At 56.5% G+C, this 16021-nt stretch carries 12 protein-coding genes; 4 read left to right on the top strand and 8 right to left on the bottom strand.

The window, feature by feature from the left end:
- Positions 1-86: 86 nt before the first annotated feature.
- Complete coding sequence (locus tag EQG79_RS20150) at positions 87-1826, bottom strand: RagB/SusD family nutrient uptake outer membrane protein (protein WP_165358929.1); 1740 nt, start codon at positions 1824-1826, stop codon at positions 87-89.
- A gap of 45 nt (positions 1827-1871) precedes the next feature.
- Positions 1872-5000 (bottom strand): SusC/RagA family TonB-linked outer membrane protein, encoded by a 3129-nt coding sequence (locus EQG79_RS20155; protein ID WP_129603482.1) that lies wholly within the window; start codon positions 4998-5000, stop codon positions 1872-1874.
- Between the two features lie 446 nt (positions 5001-5446).
- Here EQG79_RS20155 and EQG79_RS20160 point away from each other — a divergent pair, with 446 nt between their 5' ends.
- Both EQG79_RS20160 and EQG79_RS20165 read left to right on the top strand, forming a co-directional pair.
- Positions 5447-6484: a LacI family DNA-binding transcriptional regulator gene (locus EQG79_RS20160; RefSeq protein ID WP_129603485.1), complete on the top strand. Its 1038-nt coding sequence runs from the start codon at positions 5447-5449 to the stop codon at positions 6482-6484.
- A 69-nt stretch (positions 6485-6553) separates the two neighbouring features.
- Positions 6554-7588 carry a glycoside hydrolase family 43 protein gene (locus tag EQG79_RS20165; RefSeq protein ID WP_129603487.1) on the top strand — a complete coding sequence of 345 codons (1035 nt, stop codon included), beginning with the start codon at positions 6554-6556 and terminating at the stop codon, positions 7586-7588.
- 99 nt (positions 7589-7687) lie between these two features.
- Here the strand turns inward: EQG79_RS20165 and EQG79_RS20170 are convergent, their stop codons facing one another.
- The 3 genes from EQG79_RS20170 to EQG79_RS20180 all read right to left on the bottom strand — a co-directional run bounded on the left by EQG79_RS20170 (position 7688) and on the right by EQG79_RS20180 (position 11783).
- Positions 7688-9280: a sensor histidine kinase gene (locus EQG79_RS20170; protein WP_129603489.1), complete on the bottom strand. Its 1593-nt coding sequence runs from the start codon at positions 9278-9280 to the stop codon at positions 7688-7690.
- A 341-nt stretch (positions 9281-9621) separates the two neighbouring features.
- Positions 9622-11349, bottom strand: a complete 1728-nt coding sequence (locus tag EQG79_RS20175; protein ID WP_129603491.1) for a M56 family metallopeptidase — start codon at positions 11347-11349, stop codon at positions 9622-9624.
- 68 nt (positions 11350-11417) lie between these two features.
- On the bottom strand, positions 11418-11783 hold the full coding sequence (locus tag EQG79_RS20180; RefSeq protein ID WP_129603493.1) for a BlaI/MecI/CopY family transcriptional regulator: 366 nt from the start codon (positions 11781-11783) through the stop codon (positions 11418-11420).
- Between the two features lie 109 nt (positions 11784-11892).
- Here EQG79_RS20180 and EQG79_RS20185 point away from each other — a divergent pair, with 109 nt between their 5' ends.
- Together EQG79_RS20185 and EQG79_RS20190 are read left to right on the top strand one after the other, a co-directional pair.
- Complete coding sequence (locus EQG79_RS20185; protein WP_077919348.1) at positions 11893-12369, top strand: gliding motility lipoprotein GldH; 477 nt, start codon at positions 11893-11895, stop codon at positions 12367-12369.
- Positions 12370-12375: 6 nt separating this feature from the next.
- Entirely contained in the window at positions 12376-13020 is a 645-nt protein-coding gene (locus EQG79_RS20190) for a phosphatase PAP2 family protein (protein WP_129603495.1), read from the top strand.
- An 18-nt stretch (positions 13021-13038) separates the two neighbouring features.
- On the opposite strand, the gene EQG79_RS20195 is transcribed toward EQG79_RS20190, so the two are convergent.
- Genes EQG79_RS20195 through EQG79_RS20205 form a run of 3 tightly spaced genes read right to left on the bottom strand, consistent with a single transcriptional unit; the run spans position 13039 to position 15974 of the window.
- Positions 13039-14118 (bottom strand): VWA domain-containing protein, encoded by a 1080-nt coding sequence (locus tag EQG79_RS20195; RefSeq protein WP_129603497.1) that lies wholly within the window; start codon positions 14116-14118, stop codon positions 13039-13041.
- A 30-nt stretch (positions 14119-14148) separates the two neighbouring features.
- Positions 14149-15111: a hypothetical protein gene (locus EQG79_RS20200; RefSeq protein ID WP_240699404.1), complete on the bottom strand. Its 963-nt coding sequence runs from the start codon at positions 15109-15111 to the stop codon at positions 14149-14151.
- Positions 15111-15974: a DUF58 domain-containing protein gene (locus tag EQG79_RS20205; RefSeq protein WP_129603499.1), complete on the bottom strand. Its 864-nt coding sequence runs from the start codon at positions 15972-15974 to the stop codon at positions 15111-15113. The genes EQG79_RS20200 and EQG79_RS20205 overlap by 1 nt, the downstream gene beginning before the upstream one ends.
- Between the last annotated feature and the right edge of the window lie 47 nt (positions 15975-16021).

A 16021-nucleotide genomic window follows, 5' to 3' on the forward strand; every position in this document is an offset into this window, starting at 1 on the left:
CAGCGTATCGGGCCTGTCTGTTCGATGACTTCTGTAAAAACCGGCTGACTACCTTCTGATGCAGTAGTCAGCCAGCCGGTCATGGGTTAGTAGCCCGGGTTCTGCGGGAACTTCGGACCGGAGGTTGTCAGGTCAATCTGCGACTGCGGGATGGGCCGAAGCAAATGATACTCCCGAAAACCCGGTGTCGGATTGTAGGTAGCCAGGCGGCTGGCCAGGGTTTTGGTCCGCACCAGGTCCTGCCAGCGGGCGTACTCGGCGTACAGTTCGCGGGTCCGTTCGGTGAGCAGGAAGTCGAGCGTAGCCTGCGCGGGGGTGATGGCCAGTGCCGTAGCCGCAGCCGCATTCTGGGCGGGGGTGTTGGTGGTTTTGTAGGCCGCCCGTTGCCGCACGGCGTTGATCATGGCCGCGGCTTCGGCTGGTTTGTTATCCTTGATGTAAGCCTCTGCCGCCAGCAGGTAGGTATCCGCCAGCCGGAACAGGATGATGGGCCGGTACGACGATTCGTTGACCGTAAGCCGGTTGACGGCCGTGTACTTGGTCATGGTCGGGTGCAGATCGGCCGTGTACTGCGAAGGCGAGATGATAACGCCCTTGAAGGCCCGGCGCTGGGCTTCGGTTACTTCAACACCCGGCATCCAGATGGCTGTATCCCGACCGGCTACCAGCGTACCGCGCGAGGTGGTAACGGGGGTGGTCCGGTTAAAAATCCAGGCCGACTGAAACGTTTTGAAGTAGCGCGAATCGGTGGTGCGATCGGCAAAAGCGGTGTTCAGCGTATAGTTGGTAGGCCGGAACCGGCGGAACGGCCGACCGTTGCGGGCGTCGCGGTCCATCACGGCTACCGTGTTGTTGGGCGCTCCCGGAATGCCCGCATTCACGTTGAGGGCGTTGGTATACAGCGACACCCAGAAGAAGTTGGCGCGGTTCTCTTTATTGCCGTTCGCAATCTGGGGCGAGTTGTTGAACTGGCTTTCGGCATAGCTGGGGTCCGTATTGCGGTCAATGACGAACAGCGACTCCTTGCCGTACTCGTTGCCTTCGCGGAACACATCGGCAAAATCCTGCTCCAGCCCGACGTTATAGGTCGCCTGGTTGTCGATCAGCGTCCGGGCGGTCGTAGCGGCCATCTGGAAGTCGGTCGGCTGAGCGGCTGCCGACCAGCCCCGCTGCAGATACACTTTAGCCAGCAGGTGCAGCGCAGCCGGTTTGGTAGCGCGCCCTTTCGACTGGTTCGAGGTGTTGGGCAGCTCCTGCGAAGCCTCGGTCAGGTCTTTGATGATGGCGGCATATACGTCGGCAATCGGTGCCCGCGAGGCCGAAGTCGTTGGTACGTCGATGAAGTTCAGCGAGAGCGGCACATCACCGAAGTTGCGCACCAGCAGGTAGTAGTAAAACCCGCGCAGAAACTTGGCTTCGGCCAGCAGGGTGGTTCGGCGGGCCGCGTCGATGTTGGCGCTGGGGCCGAACTTGAGTACCCCGTTCAGGTTGTTGATAGCCTGGTAGCTGTTGTTCCAGATCGACCCGATCGACCCTTCGGAGGGCAGAATGTTGGTGTACTGGAAGAAGGTTGTATTGCCGTCGCTGGCGCCGAGGATCGACTCATCGGTACCCGCGTTTTCGGTATAGGTAAACCCTTCTGACCCCCAGAAGAAACGCGCAATCGAGTAGGACGCCGTAACGCCCCCCTCCAGCCCACCGGCTGTGGCAAAAAATTCGGGACCTAGTTCTGACCGGAATTCCTGTTCCAGAACGTTCTGACAGCCCGTAGCGAGGAGGGCCGTTAGCGCCAGGCTCAGACTGCCTATCTTGAGTGATTTATACATAGTCATGGTTGTTGACAACGTCATATACCGGGATTATCGAATAGATTAAAACTTGAGGTTTACGCCAATCAGCAGCTGGCGCGTCGCCGGCGTGGTCAGTCCAACCGTTATGGCCCGGTTGTTGACGCCGGTGCCGGCCGAAGCGCCCTGGGTGGGTACGGCACCACCCGTGCCGGTTCCTTCAGGGTCGATACCCAGACCGTTGCTCACGAAGGGCGAGTAAAGCAGGAATGGGTTTCGCGACGAGATATAGACCCGGGCCGAGCCCAGCCCCGCCTTCTTCAGCAGGCCGGTCGGAAGGGTATAGCCCAGGTTGAGGCTTTGCATCCGCACAAACGAGCCGTCGTAGTACCCCAGCGTAGAGGAGTAGTTGATCCGGTCGCCGGGCGCGGGTTGCGGAAACGCGTTGGTCGGGTTGGTCGGGGTCCAGTAGTCGAATTTGGGCTGGTTGACCCGGCCGTTGTTCAGGAAGGCGTAGCCGGTGCCGGTACCGTCAGACTGGAAATAGGTCGCTACCAGGGTGTTGCCGATCCGGGCGTTCATCGTAGCCGTCAGGTCCCAGTTTTTGTAGCTGAACCGGTTGGTCATACCGCCGATCCAGTTCGGCTGGAACGAGCCGATCACCGACCGGTCGGCATCGGTAATGCGGTTATCGTTGTTGAGGTCTTCGAGCTTGATCTGACCCGGTACCGCGCCAAACTGAGCCGCCCGATCGGCCTCGTTGCTTTGCCAGATGCCTATTTTCTTGTAGTCGTAGATGACGTTGATCGGTTGACCCACGAACCAGCCGTTGCCGATGTCCTGCGTTTTGGTCGGGTCTTCGAGCGCCAGAATCTCTTCGCGGTTGATGGCGAAGTTCAGGTCGGTGGTCCATTTGAACCCGCTGCTGGTGTTGACGTTGACCGAGCTAAGCACCACTTCGATCCCTTTACCCTGGGTTTTGGCCGCGTTGGTCCAGTAGCTGTTGGCGCCGTTGCTCAGGGGCAGGTTTTTCTGCACCAGCAGGCGGTCGGTGGTTTGCTGATACAGGTCGATCGAACCCGACAGCCGGTTGTTGAACAAACCGAAGTCGACCCCTACGTTGACGTTGCTGGTCGATTCCCACTGCAGGTCCTGGTTGCCCAGCGAGCTGACGAAGTAGCCCAGCACGTTGTTGCTGCCGAAGTTGTAGCGGTTGGTCGACAGGCTGCCCCGGGTGGCGCCCGACGGAATGCCCTGGTTACCCGTAATACCGTACCCGGCCCGCAGTTTCAGCAGCGAGATGAGGGTATTGCTTTTCAGGAACTCTTCGTTGCTGATGTTCCAGCCCACCGCAAAAGCCGGGTAGTTGAGCCAGGTGCCCTGCGGAAAGACCGACGACCCATCGCGACGGAACGTAGCCGTAAGCAGATAGCGATCGGAGTAGACGTAGTTGACCCGGGCCATGATCGATACCAGTCCGCTTCGGTTGAAGCTGTTGTTACCCCCCGCCGGCACTACGGGCGTGCCGCTGGCCAGGTTCAGGTTGTAATACTGGATATAATCGGCAGGCAGACCCGTTGCTTCGACCCGGTTCGTGAAACCACGGTCCTGCTGAACGCCGTACAGACCGGTAAACGTAAGGTGGTGTTTCTCGGCAAAGACTTTATCGTAGGTAACGATGTTGTCGACCGTGTAGCGGTACGATTCGCCGTTCTGTACGGCTGCGCTGTTCTGCGTGGGCAGAGTAGAGCCCGGGTTGATGATGGTGTTGGGGCCGATGTACTGGCCGAAGTTTTCCTGGCGGAAGTCGAGCCCGACGTTGAGCCGGTACTTCAGGCCGTCGATGATCTGCACCTCGCCGTAAAGGCTGTTGAAGGTCGTGATCCGCCGGCGACGCTGTACAATGGCGTTCTGGTCTTCGAGCGTAATCGGGTTCATACTCGACAGCTCGTCGATGGTGCCCCGCAGTGGCCGCAGGTTAGGCGTGCCGTCGGCGTTGTAGGGCGATGTCAGGGGGCTGAGTCGCAGGGTATTGTAGATGGGGTTGATGCCCTCGCCCCGCGTATAGTTCAGGTTGCTGAGGTTGGTCAGGCCCACTTTTACGCGGCTGCCCAGCTTGGTATCGATCGAGGTGCGCAGCGAAAACCGTTCGAACGACTGCCCCGTAATCACACCGGTTTCTTTGAAATAGCCACCCGAGAAGCCGTACTGGGTGTTTTCGGTGCCGCCCGACAGGCTCAGCTCGTTGCTGGTCACGAAGCCTTTCTTGTAAAGCAGATCCTGCCAGTTGGTCGAGGTTCCGGCGGCCACACCGGCCAGTTCGTCGGGTGAGTAGCCCGCGCTGTACTGCGCCAGGTCGCGCATGGCCTTGAACTCCTGTCCGTTGAGCAGGTCATACTGGCCCAGAATGGTGTTCTGCCCGGCATAGGCGTTGTAGCTGATAACCGGTTTGCCGATCTTACCCCGTTTCGTGGTGATGATCAGCACCCCGTTCGAACCCCGCGACCCGTAGATGGCCGTTGCCGACGCATCTTTCAGGATATCCATGGTCGCGATATCGTCGGTGTTGAGGTCGTTCAGGCTACCGCCGTAGGGAACGCCGTCTACCACGATCAGGGCGTCGTTCGAGCCACTCAGCGAGCGGTTTCCCCGAATGCGGAGCTGGGCACCGGCGCCGGGGGCCGTACCGGTACGGGCCAGGTCAACCCCGGCGGCCCGGCCTGCCAGCGCCTGTAATACGTTGGCTGCGGGTACTTCCTTGAGGGCTCTGGAATCGAGCGATACAACCGAACCCGTCAGGTCAGACCGTTTCTGGGTACCGTAGCCGACGACTACTACCTCGTTGAGCTGGTTGTCTGACGGGGCCATCTGTACCCGCAGATCGGCCGTACTGTTGGAAACCGTCACCTCTTTGCTTTCGTAACCGACCAGCGACAGCACCAGGGTATTGCCGGGAGCGGCTGCCAGCGAGAACCGGCCCTCAGCGTCGGCCGATGTACCGCGCTGGGTGTTTTTGATGACGATACTGACGCCGGGTAAGGGCTGACTGTTCTCGTCCAGCACCACGCCTTTCACCTGGGCTGTCTGAGCCATAACGATCGACCCGAGGCTGCTCAGGGTAAGCAGGCTAACCGACAGTGTCGGTCGAACAGCGTGTCGCAGCAGGAGAGCCAGCGACAGCGCCGTTGAGTTTAGTAATCGTGGAAATAACATAAAGTGTACAAAGAGTTTAAATAAGTTGACAAATCCCTGATGGTGAAGCGGCTGACTGTTAAAACCTAAAGAGTTGGTACTTTAACAAGCAATCTCTTGTAAATCAGGAATTTAAAAAATTGATATAAGTAGCAGACAACCTATGCTATAGAAGACATAGGTGTTTTGGCTATAAAATTCCTGTTATTTTTCTAGTAAAGCAATCGGTTGCATAAAAATTTTTTATGAGAAAAATCTTATTAGGGAAAACCCTAGTGCCAGTAAATAATCTAATTTTATCCTTCTTTTGGGTAGGTATTGGTCAATAATTACAGCGCGTTACTGATAGTTTATGCATATTTATGCCGCGAATGACGGAAACGGCTCGCTTTATTCAACCGATTGCAAATGTAGTTTACAGGATTAAGCCGTATTTTGCCTTACCACCACCGGTAAGGAAGTTTAGCATGGAGAAAGATGTAACGATCTATGACATAGCCAGACTGCTGCAGTTATCACCAGCTACAGTGAGTCGGGCGCTGAATGATCACCCCGCTATCAATAGCAATACCAAACATATGATCGCCAGCAAGGCGAAGGAGATGGGTTACCGCTCCAATATGTTTGCCAGTAATTTGAGACGCCAGCGTACCAGCACGATCGGCGTAATTGTGCCCCGGCTCGATAGCTACTTCATGTCGACGGTGCTGGCCGGTATGGAGAAAGTAGCCAACGACGCCAACTACAACCTGATCATCAGCCAGTCGCTGGAGTCGGTCAAGAAAGAAGTCGCCAACGCCAAAACGATGTTCGACAGCCGGGTCGACGGGCTGCTCGTGTCGCTGGCGGCCGACACCGAAAACCTCGATCACTTCAATACTTTTTTTCAGAAAGGCATCCCCATGATCCTGTTCGACCGGATCATGCCCCAGAAAAACTGCACCAACATCGTGATCGACAACGTAAAGGCGGGTTACGATGCAACGAGTCACCTCATCGAGCAGGGCTGCCGCCGGATTATGCACATGACCGGCAACATAAAACGGAACGTATATGAAGACCGGCTCAAAGGCTATAAGCTCGCTCTGATGGATCACGGGCTAACCGTCGACGATGCGCTGGTGCAGCTAACCAACCTGACCCGGCAGGATGGCCTGCAGATGGCCGATCATATCAAACATATGGCATCGCCACCCGACGGGCTTTTTGTGGCCAATGATTTTTGCGCCGTAAGCTGCATGGGCGCCCTGAAAGCCAACGGATTTTCGATTCCCGGCGATATCGCCGTGGTTGGTTTCAATAACGACCCGGTCTCGCAGGTGATCGAGCCCAACCTGACAACGGTACATTATCCCGGTCAGGAAATGGGCGAAATAGCGGCCCAAAGCCTGATCAATCACCTGAACGGGCTGCTGCGCATCAATACAACCAACACGATCCTGCTTAATTACGAGCTTGTGGTCCGGGCCTCGTCGCTACGTACTCCGCCGGCCGAATCGCGCTGATCGCTTTTTGTTTACTGTAAACCCTATTAGTCTGATATGCGTACCAAAAATCTCGTCCAATCCCTAGTCATGAATCGGTCACTCTTGGTGGCCGCGCTGGTAGCGGCCTGTGCCAGTGCCGGGGTCTGCCAGTCGGCCAGCGCGCCGAAGCCGCTGGTTAGCCATATTTTCACCGCCGATCCTTCGGCCCACGTCTTCAACGGGAAGATCTATATCTACCCCTCGCACGATATCGAAGCCAACGTAGCCGAAGACGACGAAGGCGGACACTTCAACATGCGCGACTACCACATTTTGTCAATGGATAAAATTGGTGGCAAGGTGACCGATCATGGCGTAGCCCTCGATCTGAAAGATATTCCCTGGGCGGGGCGGCAGCTTTGGGCACCCGATGCAGCCTATAAAAACGGGACGTATTACCTCTACTTCCCGGTTAAGGACAAGCAGGATGTGTTTCGGATTGGCGTAGCTACCAGCAAGTCGCCGACGGGTCCGTTCAAAGCCGAGCCGCAGCCGATGGCGGGTACCTACAGTATTGATCCGGCGGTGTTTACCGATACCGACGGCACTTCCTACATGTACCTGGGTGGTATCTGGGGCGGGCAGCTGCAACGGTGGCATACGGGCAAGTACGAGGCCAACGGCTCCAAAACCGATCTGAAGAAAGATAACGAACCGGCGCTGAGCGCTAAGGTTGCCCGACTGAGTAAAAACATGCTTACGCTGGATGAGCCCCTCAAAGATGTGCAGATTCTGGACCAGAACGGGAAGCCGCTACTCGGTGGTGATCACGACCGCCGGTTCTTTGAAGGAGGCTGGATGCATAAGTACAAAAACAAATACTACTTCTCGTACTCGACCGGCGATACCCATTTGCTGGCCTATGCCACGGGCGATACGCCCTACGGTCCGTTCACGTACCAGGGCGTTATCATGAAGCCCGTAACCGGCTGGACAACCCACCACTCCATTGTGGAGTTCAACGGCAAATGGTACATCTTCTACCACGATGTCGAACTGTCGGGTAAAACGCACCTGCGCAATGTGAAAGTCCGGGAGCTGCCCCGCCGGGCCGATGGGTCGATCGAGACCATCACGCCCTAGATGAAGTCATAGTTCAGACCCGGAGCGGGGGGAGTAGCCCCGCCGGTTTGTCTTGAGATACCCCGAACTGCCCGTTTGCCTAGCGCGGTTCGGGGTATTTTATGTTACCTGTACCTGTGGTGTTTGTCGGGTGTGCTCGTTACCGGCGCGGTTCGTTCTGTTCTGGAGGGATTGAGCCGCGGGCAGATTGATTTTGACCAGGGTACCTGCCCCCGGTTCGCTGTAGACGATCATTTGACCCTGGTTGCGCTCGGTCAGTTCTTTCGACAGGCGCAGACCCAGCCCCGTACCGCGCTCACCCGCGGTACCTGTCGACGAGGGAGCATTGGCAAACATGGTGGCCAACTGATCCATCGACATTCCCTGCCCCGTATCCTGAACACAAATCCAGCAGCGCTCGCCTTCCCGGTAGCTGCTTAGGGTTACGATGCCCGACGGTTTAGAAAATTTGATGGCGTTATCAACCAGGTTGCGCAGAATGACCCGCAGCTGAAGCTCGTCGGCCCAGACCTGGTTTTGAATAGGTACATTGACTTGAAAGGCAACTTGCTTACTTGCGGCCATTTCCTGCAATAGGCCCAGTACTTCGTTGACCACCTCGCGTATCGGATGGGGGGCTGGCCGTGATCTGAGTTCGTTCATCTGACCGAGCGACCAGTACAGCAGATTATCCAGGTTGCCGTAGAGCCGGTCAACGTGTTGGGATAGCCGGGCCTGTAAGGCCATAAACTGAACCCGGCTCAGGTTCTGTTGCTGCATCATCATCAGCATACTTTTCAACGAAGCGATGGGACTTCGGAGCTCATGACTTATGATGGAAAACAGCCGGTCTTTCACCTGGTTGGACTGATTTAACTCGGTAGTTCGCTTGGCTACCTGTTGCTCAAGCCAGGCGTTCTGCTGTTCAAGTATGGCTCGCTTCTCGTCGGAGAGCGTAACCAGCTCGCCCTGGGCCAGATGAAGCAGCCGGCCTGTATGATAGTTATGGCGGGCCAGCAGGAAAAGCAACACGAAAAAGCCACCGAACCGATTCGCGAGCATCAGGCTGAGCGGAAGCGGGGCGAAAATCGTAAATGACGGCTGCTGGCTCAACTTGAGTACAACCAGGGTAGAGCCCATGCTGGCGCCTAATAACGCCAGCGCCACCAGATAGCCGCTGTAATCGCGCTGGTTGCGGCCAGCCAGAAACGCCATAACGAACGAGTCGACGAGAATAACGGACGAAATGCCTTTACACAATGAACTGAGCCACTGTTGCTTTGTCCAGACTGCCAGCAGACCAACAAGAGTACCGACTATCCCAATGGCTGTCAGGCGTTTGAGTCGCCGAATTTTACTCCGGTTCAGCAGGTAGTATACAGTACCGGCCAGCCCTATGATCATCATCTTCTCGAAGACAACAAGCAGCACCGCGTACAGCTCCTGATCGAACAGGTCGGGCCGGAGGAGTTGATACCAGGATAAGGTAAAAAAGCCAACCGAAGCCGTACTCGCCACGTTGAACCATTGGTAAAGAAGATCGTGGCGGTAGAGAAAACTATAGAACAGAAATAACAGAAAAAGTGTACAGGCGACTCCTGTACTGAAGGCATGAGCTGCGTTGGCTAAAACATCGATCGGAAAACCCTGCTCTGCAGGGTTGGTGAGAGCAAGTGGTCCAAGATGATCGGATAGGCATGAAGAGGTGAACATACTCCGGTAAAGAACAAGCCAGTGAGTGGGTAGAGAACTACAAATGCGCAGACGTGTTGAGTAGGATTGAACCCGAACCGGATGGGTACAAGGGAGCCGGTTTGATTGCCATCAGGGAAATCTACCCGGTTTTGTAGTACTAAATGCCAATACGATTACAAAGATGTAAGAATAGTTAAAAAGGCGCCATGAAATAAGGATTCTGCCACGTACGACGACGAAATTTCAGGAAGAAATCAATCGGTTTCACAACACTAAACGGCCAGTTGACCGCGATCGTCCGCTAGTTCGTGCAAAGACGCAGGAAGGAGGGTGCAGGCGTATGCTTGGCGGGTGTCTCCCTAAAAGTCGCCGGTGTAGAACGGACTGAATACGTAGTAGCTACTGTCGCGTTTGGCCCGTTTGGGGGCGGTTTTGATATGCAGCTCGAACCGGCGCTCGGGCTGATCGGGGCGAAACCAGCTTGTATAGGGACGCTCCCGTGTGCCCAGCCTGGCTACCTCGCGCACGTGTATCGTGGCTACATCGGCAACGGTGGCCGGCAGGTTGTTGATGAAGACGTCGACGTCATTTTTGTACTCGTCGTATACCTTCAGGTGCTCGTCGGCCGTGCGTTCGACCAGGGCGTTTTTATTATGAAAAAAGGTCGCTTCGAGCAGGGAGTTCATGGTAAACATATACGATTCGCCCCGGGGGTGCTGCGAGATGGCTGCGGCCTGCAGCAGGGCGAAAAATTCGTTCCGCTGCGCCGTGAACCGAACCGGCTTCGTGGCGGTCTGAAGCAGGATCTGGTACGGTTTGGCCTGCCTGTCGGTATCGGGTTGCCCCTCAAGCTGGTGCATGACAAACAGCTCGCTGATCGATTCCGGCGCGATCTGGCTCAGCGAATCGAGCGGCATTTCTTTTCCGTTGATATACAGAGCGGATGCGTACAGAAAGTCGTTGGCAACGGAGAACTTATTTTTCAGAATCTGTACCACCACCGGATCGCTGGCAATGGTTTCGGTACCGGATCGGGTATCGAAGAGGGCCATGTGCTGGTACCAGCTGCCCCGGGCTTCCAGTTCAACAACCAGTGCCCGGGTCGAACTAGTGGCGGGTAGTCTTTTACCGGCGTGATTTGGAATAAACCCGGACGTATCCGCCTGGGCCTGATCGCGGTGGCGGCAGGCCAGTACGCCCGCACTGACCAGCAATCCCCAGAGTGCGTATCGGCCCCAGACGGCCGGTCCTGACCGGGGGCGGTTTATCATGCGGATGCGCTGCCGCAGGGCCGACTGGCCGAACGACGTAACCAGCGGGCTGCGGCTGGCCGACAGGCTTACCGTAACCAGGTTGTACTGATAAACCCGCTCATCGACCCCCTCGGCTACTACGGTTTGGTCGGCCGTAAACTCGAGTGTCTGGTGCAGCAGGTGCCGGAACAGATACGCAGCCGGGTTGAACCAGAAGAGTATACAAACCAGCTCGCCCGTGATCGTGTCCAGGCTGTGCCAGCCCCGAATGTGTACGCGCTCATGGCGCAGAATGTGCTCAAAAACATCGGGCGGGTAGAGCGCCGGGTTGATTACCACCCAGCCAAAGAATGAAAAAGGCGAGGTGACGGTCTCGTTGCGGGCCAGCGTGAAATCCGTGTAGGGCTCACAAACCGACTGGCCAATAATCCGGCGCAGGGCCCATAGCCGGCTACCCAACCGAACCAGTAACACCAGCACCCCCGCCAGGTACAGCCCGGCCAGATACCGCTGCCATGGCCAGCCCGGTTGGGTGGGTGGTTGCAGTGTAGACCGGAATGTCTGACCAGTAGGATAGGTGATGGTAATGTCGGCGGGTGGAGCCAGCAGGGTTGGCGCAATGGCCTGAGCCGTTCGCTGCATCATGTGGCGCACGGGCTGCGGTCGCCAGTCGGGCAGCTCCGCGAGCGGGAGCAGCAGCACCGTTGCGAGGCCCAGCCACAGAATGACCCGGTTGACCCCAAACAGGGTTTCGCGCCGGAGGAGTGCGTAAAAGGCCAGACTGACCACAACCAGTAGTCCGTTGGACAGGAGGATATAGTGCAACGTTTCCATCAGATTGGTGTGGGAGGAGTGGCTGGCAGCTACTCGTGTTAGGCTGGTCGGACCGGACGCGAACCCGGCTATTCGTCTTTTTTCTCGATCATGGCCAGGATCTCCCGGAGTTCGTCGGCCGAAATTTTTTCGTTCCGGGCAAAGTAGCTAACCAGGTTCTTGTACGAATTGTCGAAGTAGTCGCCCACGATTTTGGTCAGCACAAACCGGTTCTGATACTGTTCTTTAGAGATGACAGCGTAGTATTCGTGGGTGTTGCCGTAGGCGCGGTGGCCTACGTAGCCCTTTTCTTCCAGGTTACGGACAATCGTAGATACGGTATTGTAGTGCAGGGGCGGGTTGCTGAAGTTAGGCACCATGTCTTTTACATAACAGGGCTCCATGCGCCACAGCACCTGCATAACTTCTTCTTCCTTAGCGGTTAACTTTTCCATAGTACAAACCTAAAACTATTTATGTAGTTTAAAAACAATCCTGCTCTTTTGTCAGCGTTTGAAAAGCCAGATGGGGCATCGTAGCTTTGTGATGGATTAACTAGCCGGTATGAAAAAAGTAATGGTCTTGTTTGTCATGGCGTTAGCGGCCTTCAGCTGCGACACCAATGCGGTGTACAGCGCTTATGAAGACATCGAAGACGGCAAATGGTATGTCAAAAATGCCCCCTCGTTTACCTTTGAGATCGACGACGCCACCATACCCTACAACATTTATTACAACCTGCGCAACAGCCTTTCCTACGGGTACTACAATCTTTACCTGACCCGGTATCTGCGCGATGCCAGCGGTCGGGAAATCGAGTCGCGGCTCGACGAGCTGATTCTGCTCGACCCCAAAACCGGCAAACCCAACGGCGACGGACTCGGCGATCTGTTCGATCATAAGTTTCTGATGAAGCGCAACTACCGTTTCCCCAAATCCGGCCGCTACACCATGCAGATCCGGCAGTACATGCGGCAGGACCCGCTGCTGAACATCATGAGTGTAGGAATTACGGTCGAAAAGGCAACGCCTGCCAATTAAGTTAGTATGCCCGCTTTGCTTCTTCTTTTTCGTAACAATCGCTGGTTCTTTGTTCCCTACGGATGTACGTTGCTGATCGTGGGCACGTTGCAGCTGCTCTATTCGCAGACGCAGCTGATGCAGTGGGTCAACGCCCGTAACAGCCCCGAAGCGGACCTGTTTTTCACCTACGCCACGTACCTGGGCGATGGCGCTTTTTTCGTGATTACATGCGTCATCATGCTGATCTACAACTGGCGGATTGGCCTGCTGGCAGTGGCCAGTTTTGCGGTATCGTCGCTGACGTCGCTGTTTCTGAAAACGGTCGTATTTTCCGGCTCGCCCCGCCCGCTTCGTTACTTCGAACACTCTATCAACGAATACCACCTCATCGAAGGGCTGGATATTTACAGCTACAACAGCTTCCCCTCGGGCCATACGATATCGGCTTTTGCGGTGTTCTCGTTATGGGCCTTCATTGACGGGCGTAAAAACCGGGGCTGGTTCTTTCTGCTGCTGGGTATCCTGACGGGGTATTCGCGGGTATACCTGTTTCAGCACTTTGTCGAAGACGTATTCGTGGGTTCCCTGATCGGTACGGCCTCGTCGGTGCTGGTCTACTGGGGGCTTTACGAGTGGCTCCAGACCGTTCGGCTGAAGCGAAAGCTGTAACGCCCGGTCCGACCGGCGTCAGTCTTCGAGTACATTGCCGAAGATGGTGTTCTTCAGCAGCAGGCCGAACAGCAGGCAGGCAATGGCCCAGCAGAGGTAAATCCGGTAATAATCCTGCACATCCTGATACACCCGGATGCGGACCGGGGCGCGTTCGAGCCGGTTAATTTCGGCAAAAATGGCCCGGAGCCGACGCGCATCCGAAGCCCGGTAAAAGCTACCGTTTCCCGTCGTGGCAATGGTTTTCAGAATGCCTTCATCAACCGTAACGGCTTCGTTGGGCGCGGCCACCGGCCGGCCAACGGCGATGGTGTAGATTTTTATGGAGAAGGCCCTGGCGAGCCGGGAGGCCGTAAGCGGGTCCAGGTTTCCCGCCGTATTGTCGCCATCGCTCAGCAGAATAATCACTTTGCTGCGTTCTTTGGCGGTTGCCAGGCTGTCGCGTCGGGTCGTGTCGGCGACCGGGGCTAGTGGGTCGCGCATCCGAACAATGCAGCGGGCCAGCGCATCGCCAATGGCCGTTCCCGACGTGCGGACCATCTGCGCGTTCAACTCGCTCAAATACTGCTTAATCAGCGCGTAGTCGGTCGTGAGCGGACAGAGAGAGTAGGCTTCGCCCGCAAAAACGACCAGCCCGATCCGATCATTCTTGCGGCCGTTCACAAACGACTGCGCTACCCGCCGGGCCGCAGCCAGCCGGGTGGGTGGGAGGTCGGTTTCGGTCATCGAGTCAGAGACGTCCATGGCGAACATGATATCAATTCCTTCCGAGTCTTCTTCCCGTTGTTCGCGCACGATCTGGGGGCGGGCCAGCGCAATCAGGATGAAACTGACACCGATAAAAACACTCAGCGGCAACAGGTACCGGAGCAGGCGCAGTACCGACTGGCCCAGCCGTTGCGGCCGGTTTCCGCTGAGCGAAGCGTAGAGTGGGCCGAGCGAAATGTTCAGCCGCTGCTGGGCCTGCTGATGCAAATAATAGCGCAGCAGGAATAGCAGCACCAGCGCCGGTATGCCCCACAAGGCCAGCGGATACGCAAACCGGTATTGTTGCCATTGCAGCGGGCTAAGCCAGTCGAGCGAGTACCAGGGTTTCATGCGGGGTGTAGTCGGGAGTCAGGTCAGACATCAGGTCAGCGGCTGGGTTACCAGGTTGTGGTACTGCAAGGTGATCCGGCGCCGGTAATACGCCTGGGTGGCTATGTCGCTCAATACCTGTAAGGCTGGCTGCGATTGCGACGAGAAAGCCCCCCCGTAAATCATCCGGTCGGCTTCGCGAAGGGCTTCCGTAACGCGCTCATTGGCAATCTGCTCGGCAATTTCCGAAGTGGTCATCGACTCATACGGCCGTTGCTCCAGCGTAGTCAGGTAGGTTTTCCAGAGCACGATGGCCTGGTTAGCCGAGTCGGCTGCGGTTATCGGCATAATATTACGACTCAGGCGATTGTAGTCGCGCAGAAAGCGAAGGTGGCGTCGGTTGAGCCGGTAAAGGCGGTATTGCCGCTCGATGGGTTGCCGGAAGAGGGCGTAAAGCAGGAGGCCCGCCAACCCCGTCATGGCCAGCACAAGACCCAGAACGGGGTAGTTGAACTGTTGCCGCAGGGGCGCCAGCCGGGTGCTGCTGGCCAGCGTCAGGCTGGCCGGTCGGCTGGCTTTGAGCTTCGACTTCAGAAAAACGGTATCGGTCTGCGTGAAAAGGGTCGTGCAGTCGGTTGCATTGATCAGGCGCACGGGCACCTGCAGGAGCTGGGCCGAATCGATCCCAAACGAAACCAGCGTATAAACGGCGCTGTCGCGGCTGACCGCGGTCGGTCCGCTGCCCGTGGTCTCGGTCGTAAAAATAGCGACGTCCTGGACCTGGAAAGGACTGAAATGCGCGGCCGTATCCGGAAACAGCACATCGACGGTTGGCCGGTGATAAAACGTCAGCGCGTACCGGAACGGCCGACCGATCTCGATGCTGTCGGTCAGAAACACGCCGGTCAGCCGCGACCGGGCGGGCGGTTGGGCGCCGGTGTCGATCACCAGCAGCAGGAGCATGAAAACGATGGCCGCATACCTCCGCCGGAGCAGGCCCCAGAAACCAGTCATTATTTTCTGCGAATGCGAAACAGGTCAACGAGTTTAGGAACAAAGTCTTCCTGCGAATCGAGGGCCAGGTAGTTGGCGTTATATTGTTTACAAAGGCGCTCCAGCCGAAGCTGATTTTGCCGGAACGTGTCGCGCAGGCTGCTCCGAAACGAAACCGACGAGGTGTTGACCCATACCGTTCGGCCGGTTTCGGTATCGTATACCGGAATGATGCCCAACCGGGGCAGGTTTACCTCGCGCTGGTCGTACAGGTGTATAACGACCAGATCGTGTTTCTTAGCCAGCGCCTTCAGGTTATGTTCATAGCTCTGATCGATAAAGTCAGACAGCAGAATGACCACACTCCGGCGCTTAAGACTGTTGAGCGTAAACAGCAGCGCATCGGCAATGCTCGTCCGGCCCGACTCGGGTTGCAGTTTGAACAGGCTCATAATGAGCTGATAGCCCGTTTTCAGCCCGTTGCCGGGTTTGATGTATTTTTCTTTCTGATCCGAAAAGCAGTACAGGCCTACGTGGCTGGCTTCGTGAATAGCCGACAGGGCCAGTACGCCACATACCTCCTTGGTCGTCGTGAGTTTGTCGCGGTGGTGCGGCCCGACCTGTTGTGAAGCACTGACATCGACAACAAAAAAAACGGTCTGGTCTTTCTCTTCCCGAAATACTTTGACGAAGGTGCCGTGGCCTTTGGAGGATACGTTCCAGTCGATGGCGCGCACATCGTCGCCGTATTGATACTGACGCAGATCGGCAAACTCCAGCCCGGTCCCTTTGAAGACCGACCGGAAGCTGCCCCGCATCTGCGAGTTAACGGCTTTCCGGATTCGAATGTCGAAATGACGAAGTCTGGCCAGGAATTCATCCATAGGTGATAGGTGTTAGGGTATTTTAACAGCCATGCCCGAACTTTGTG

This window comes from Spirosoma sordidisoli (assembly GCF_004138325.1).
Taxonomy (GTDB): Bacteria; Bacteroidota; Bacteroidia; order Cytophagales; family Spirosomataceae; genus Spirosoma; species Spirosoma sordidisoli.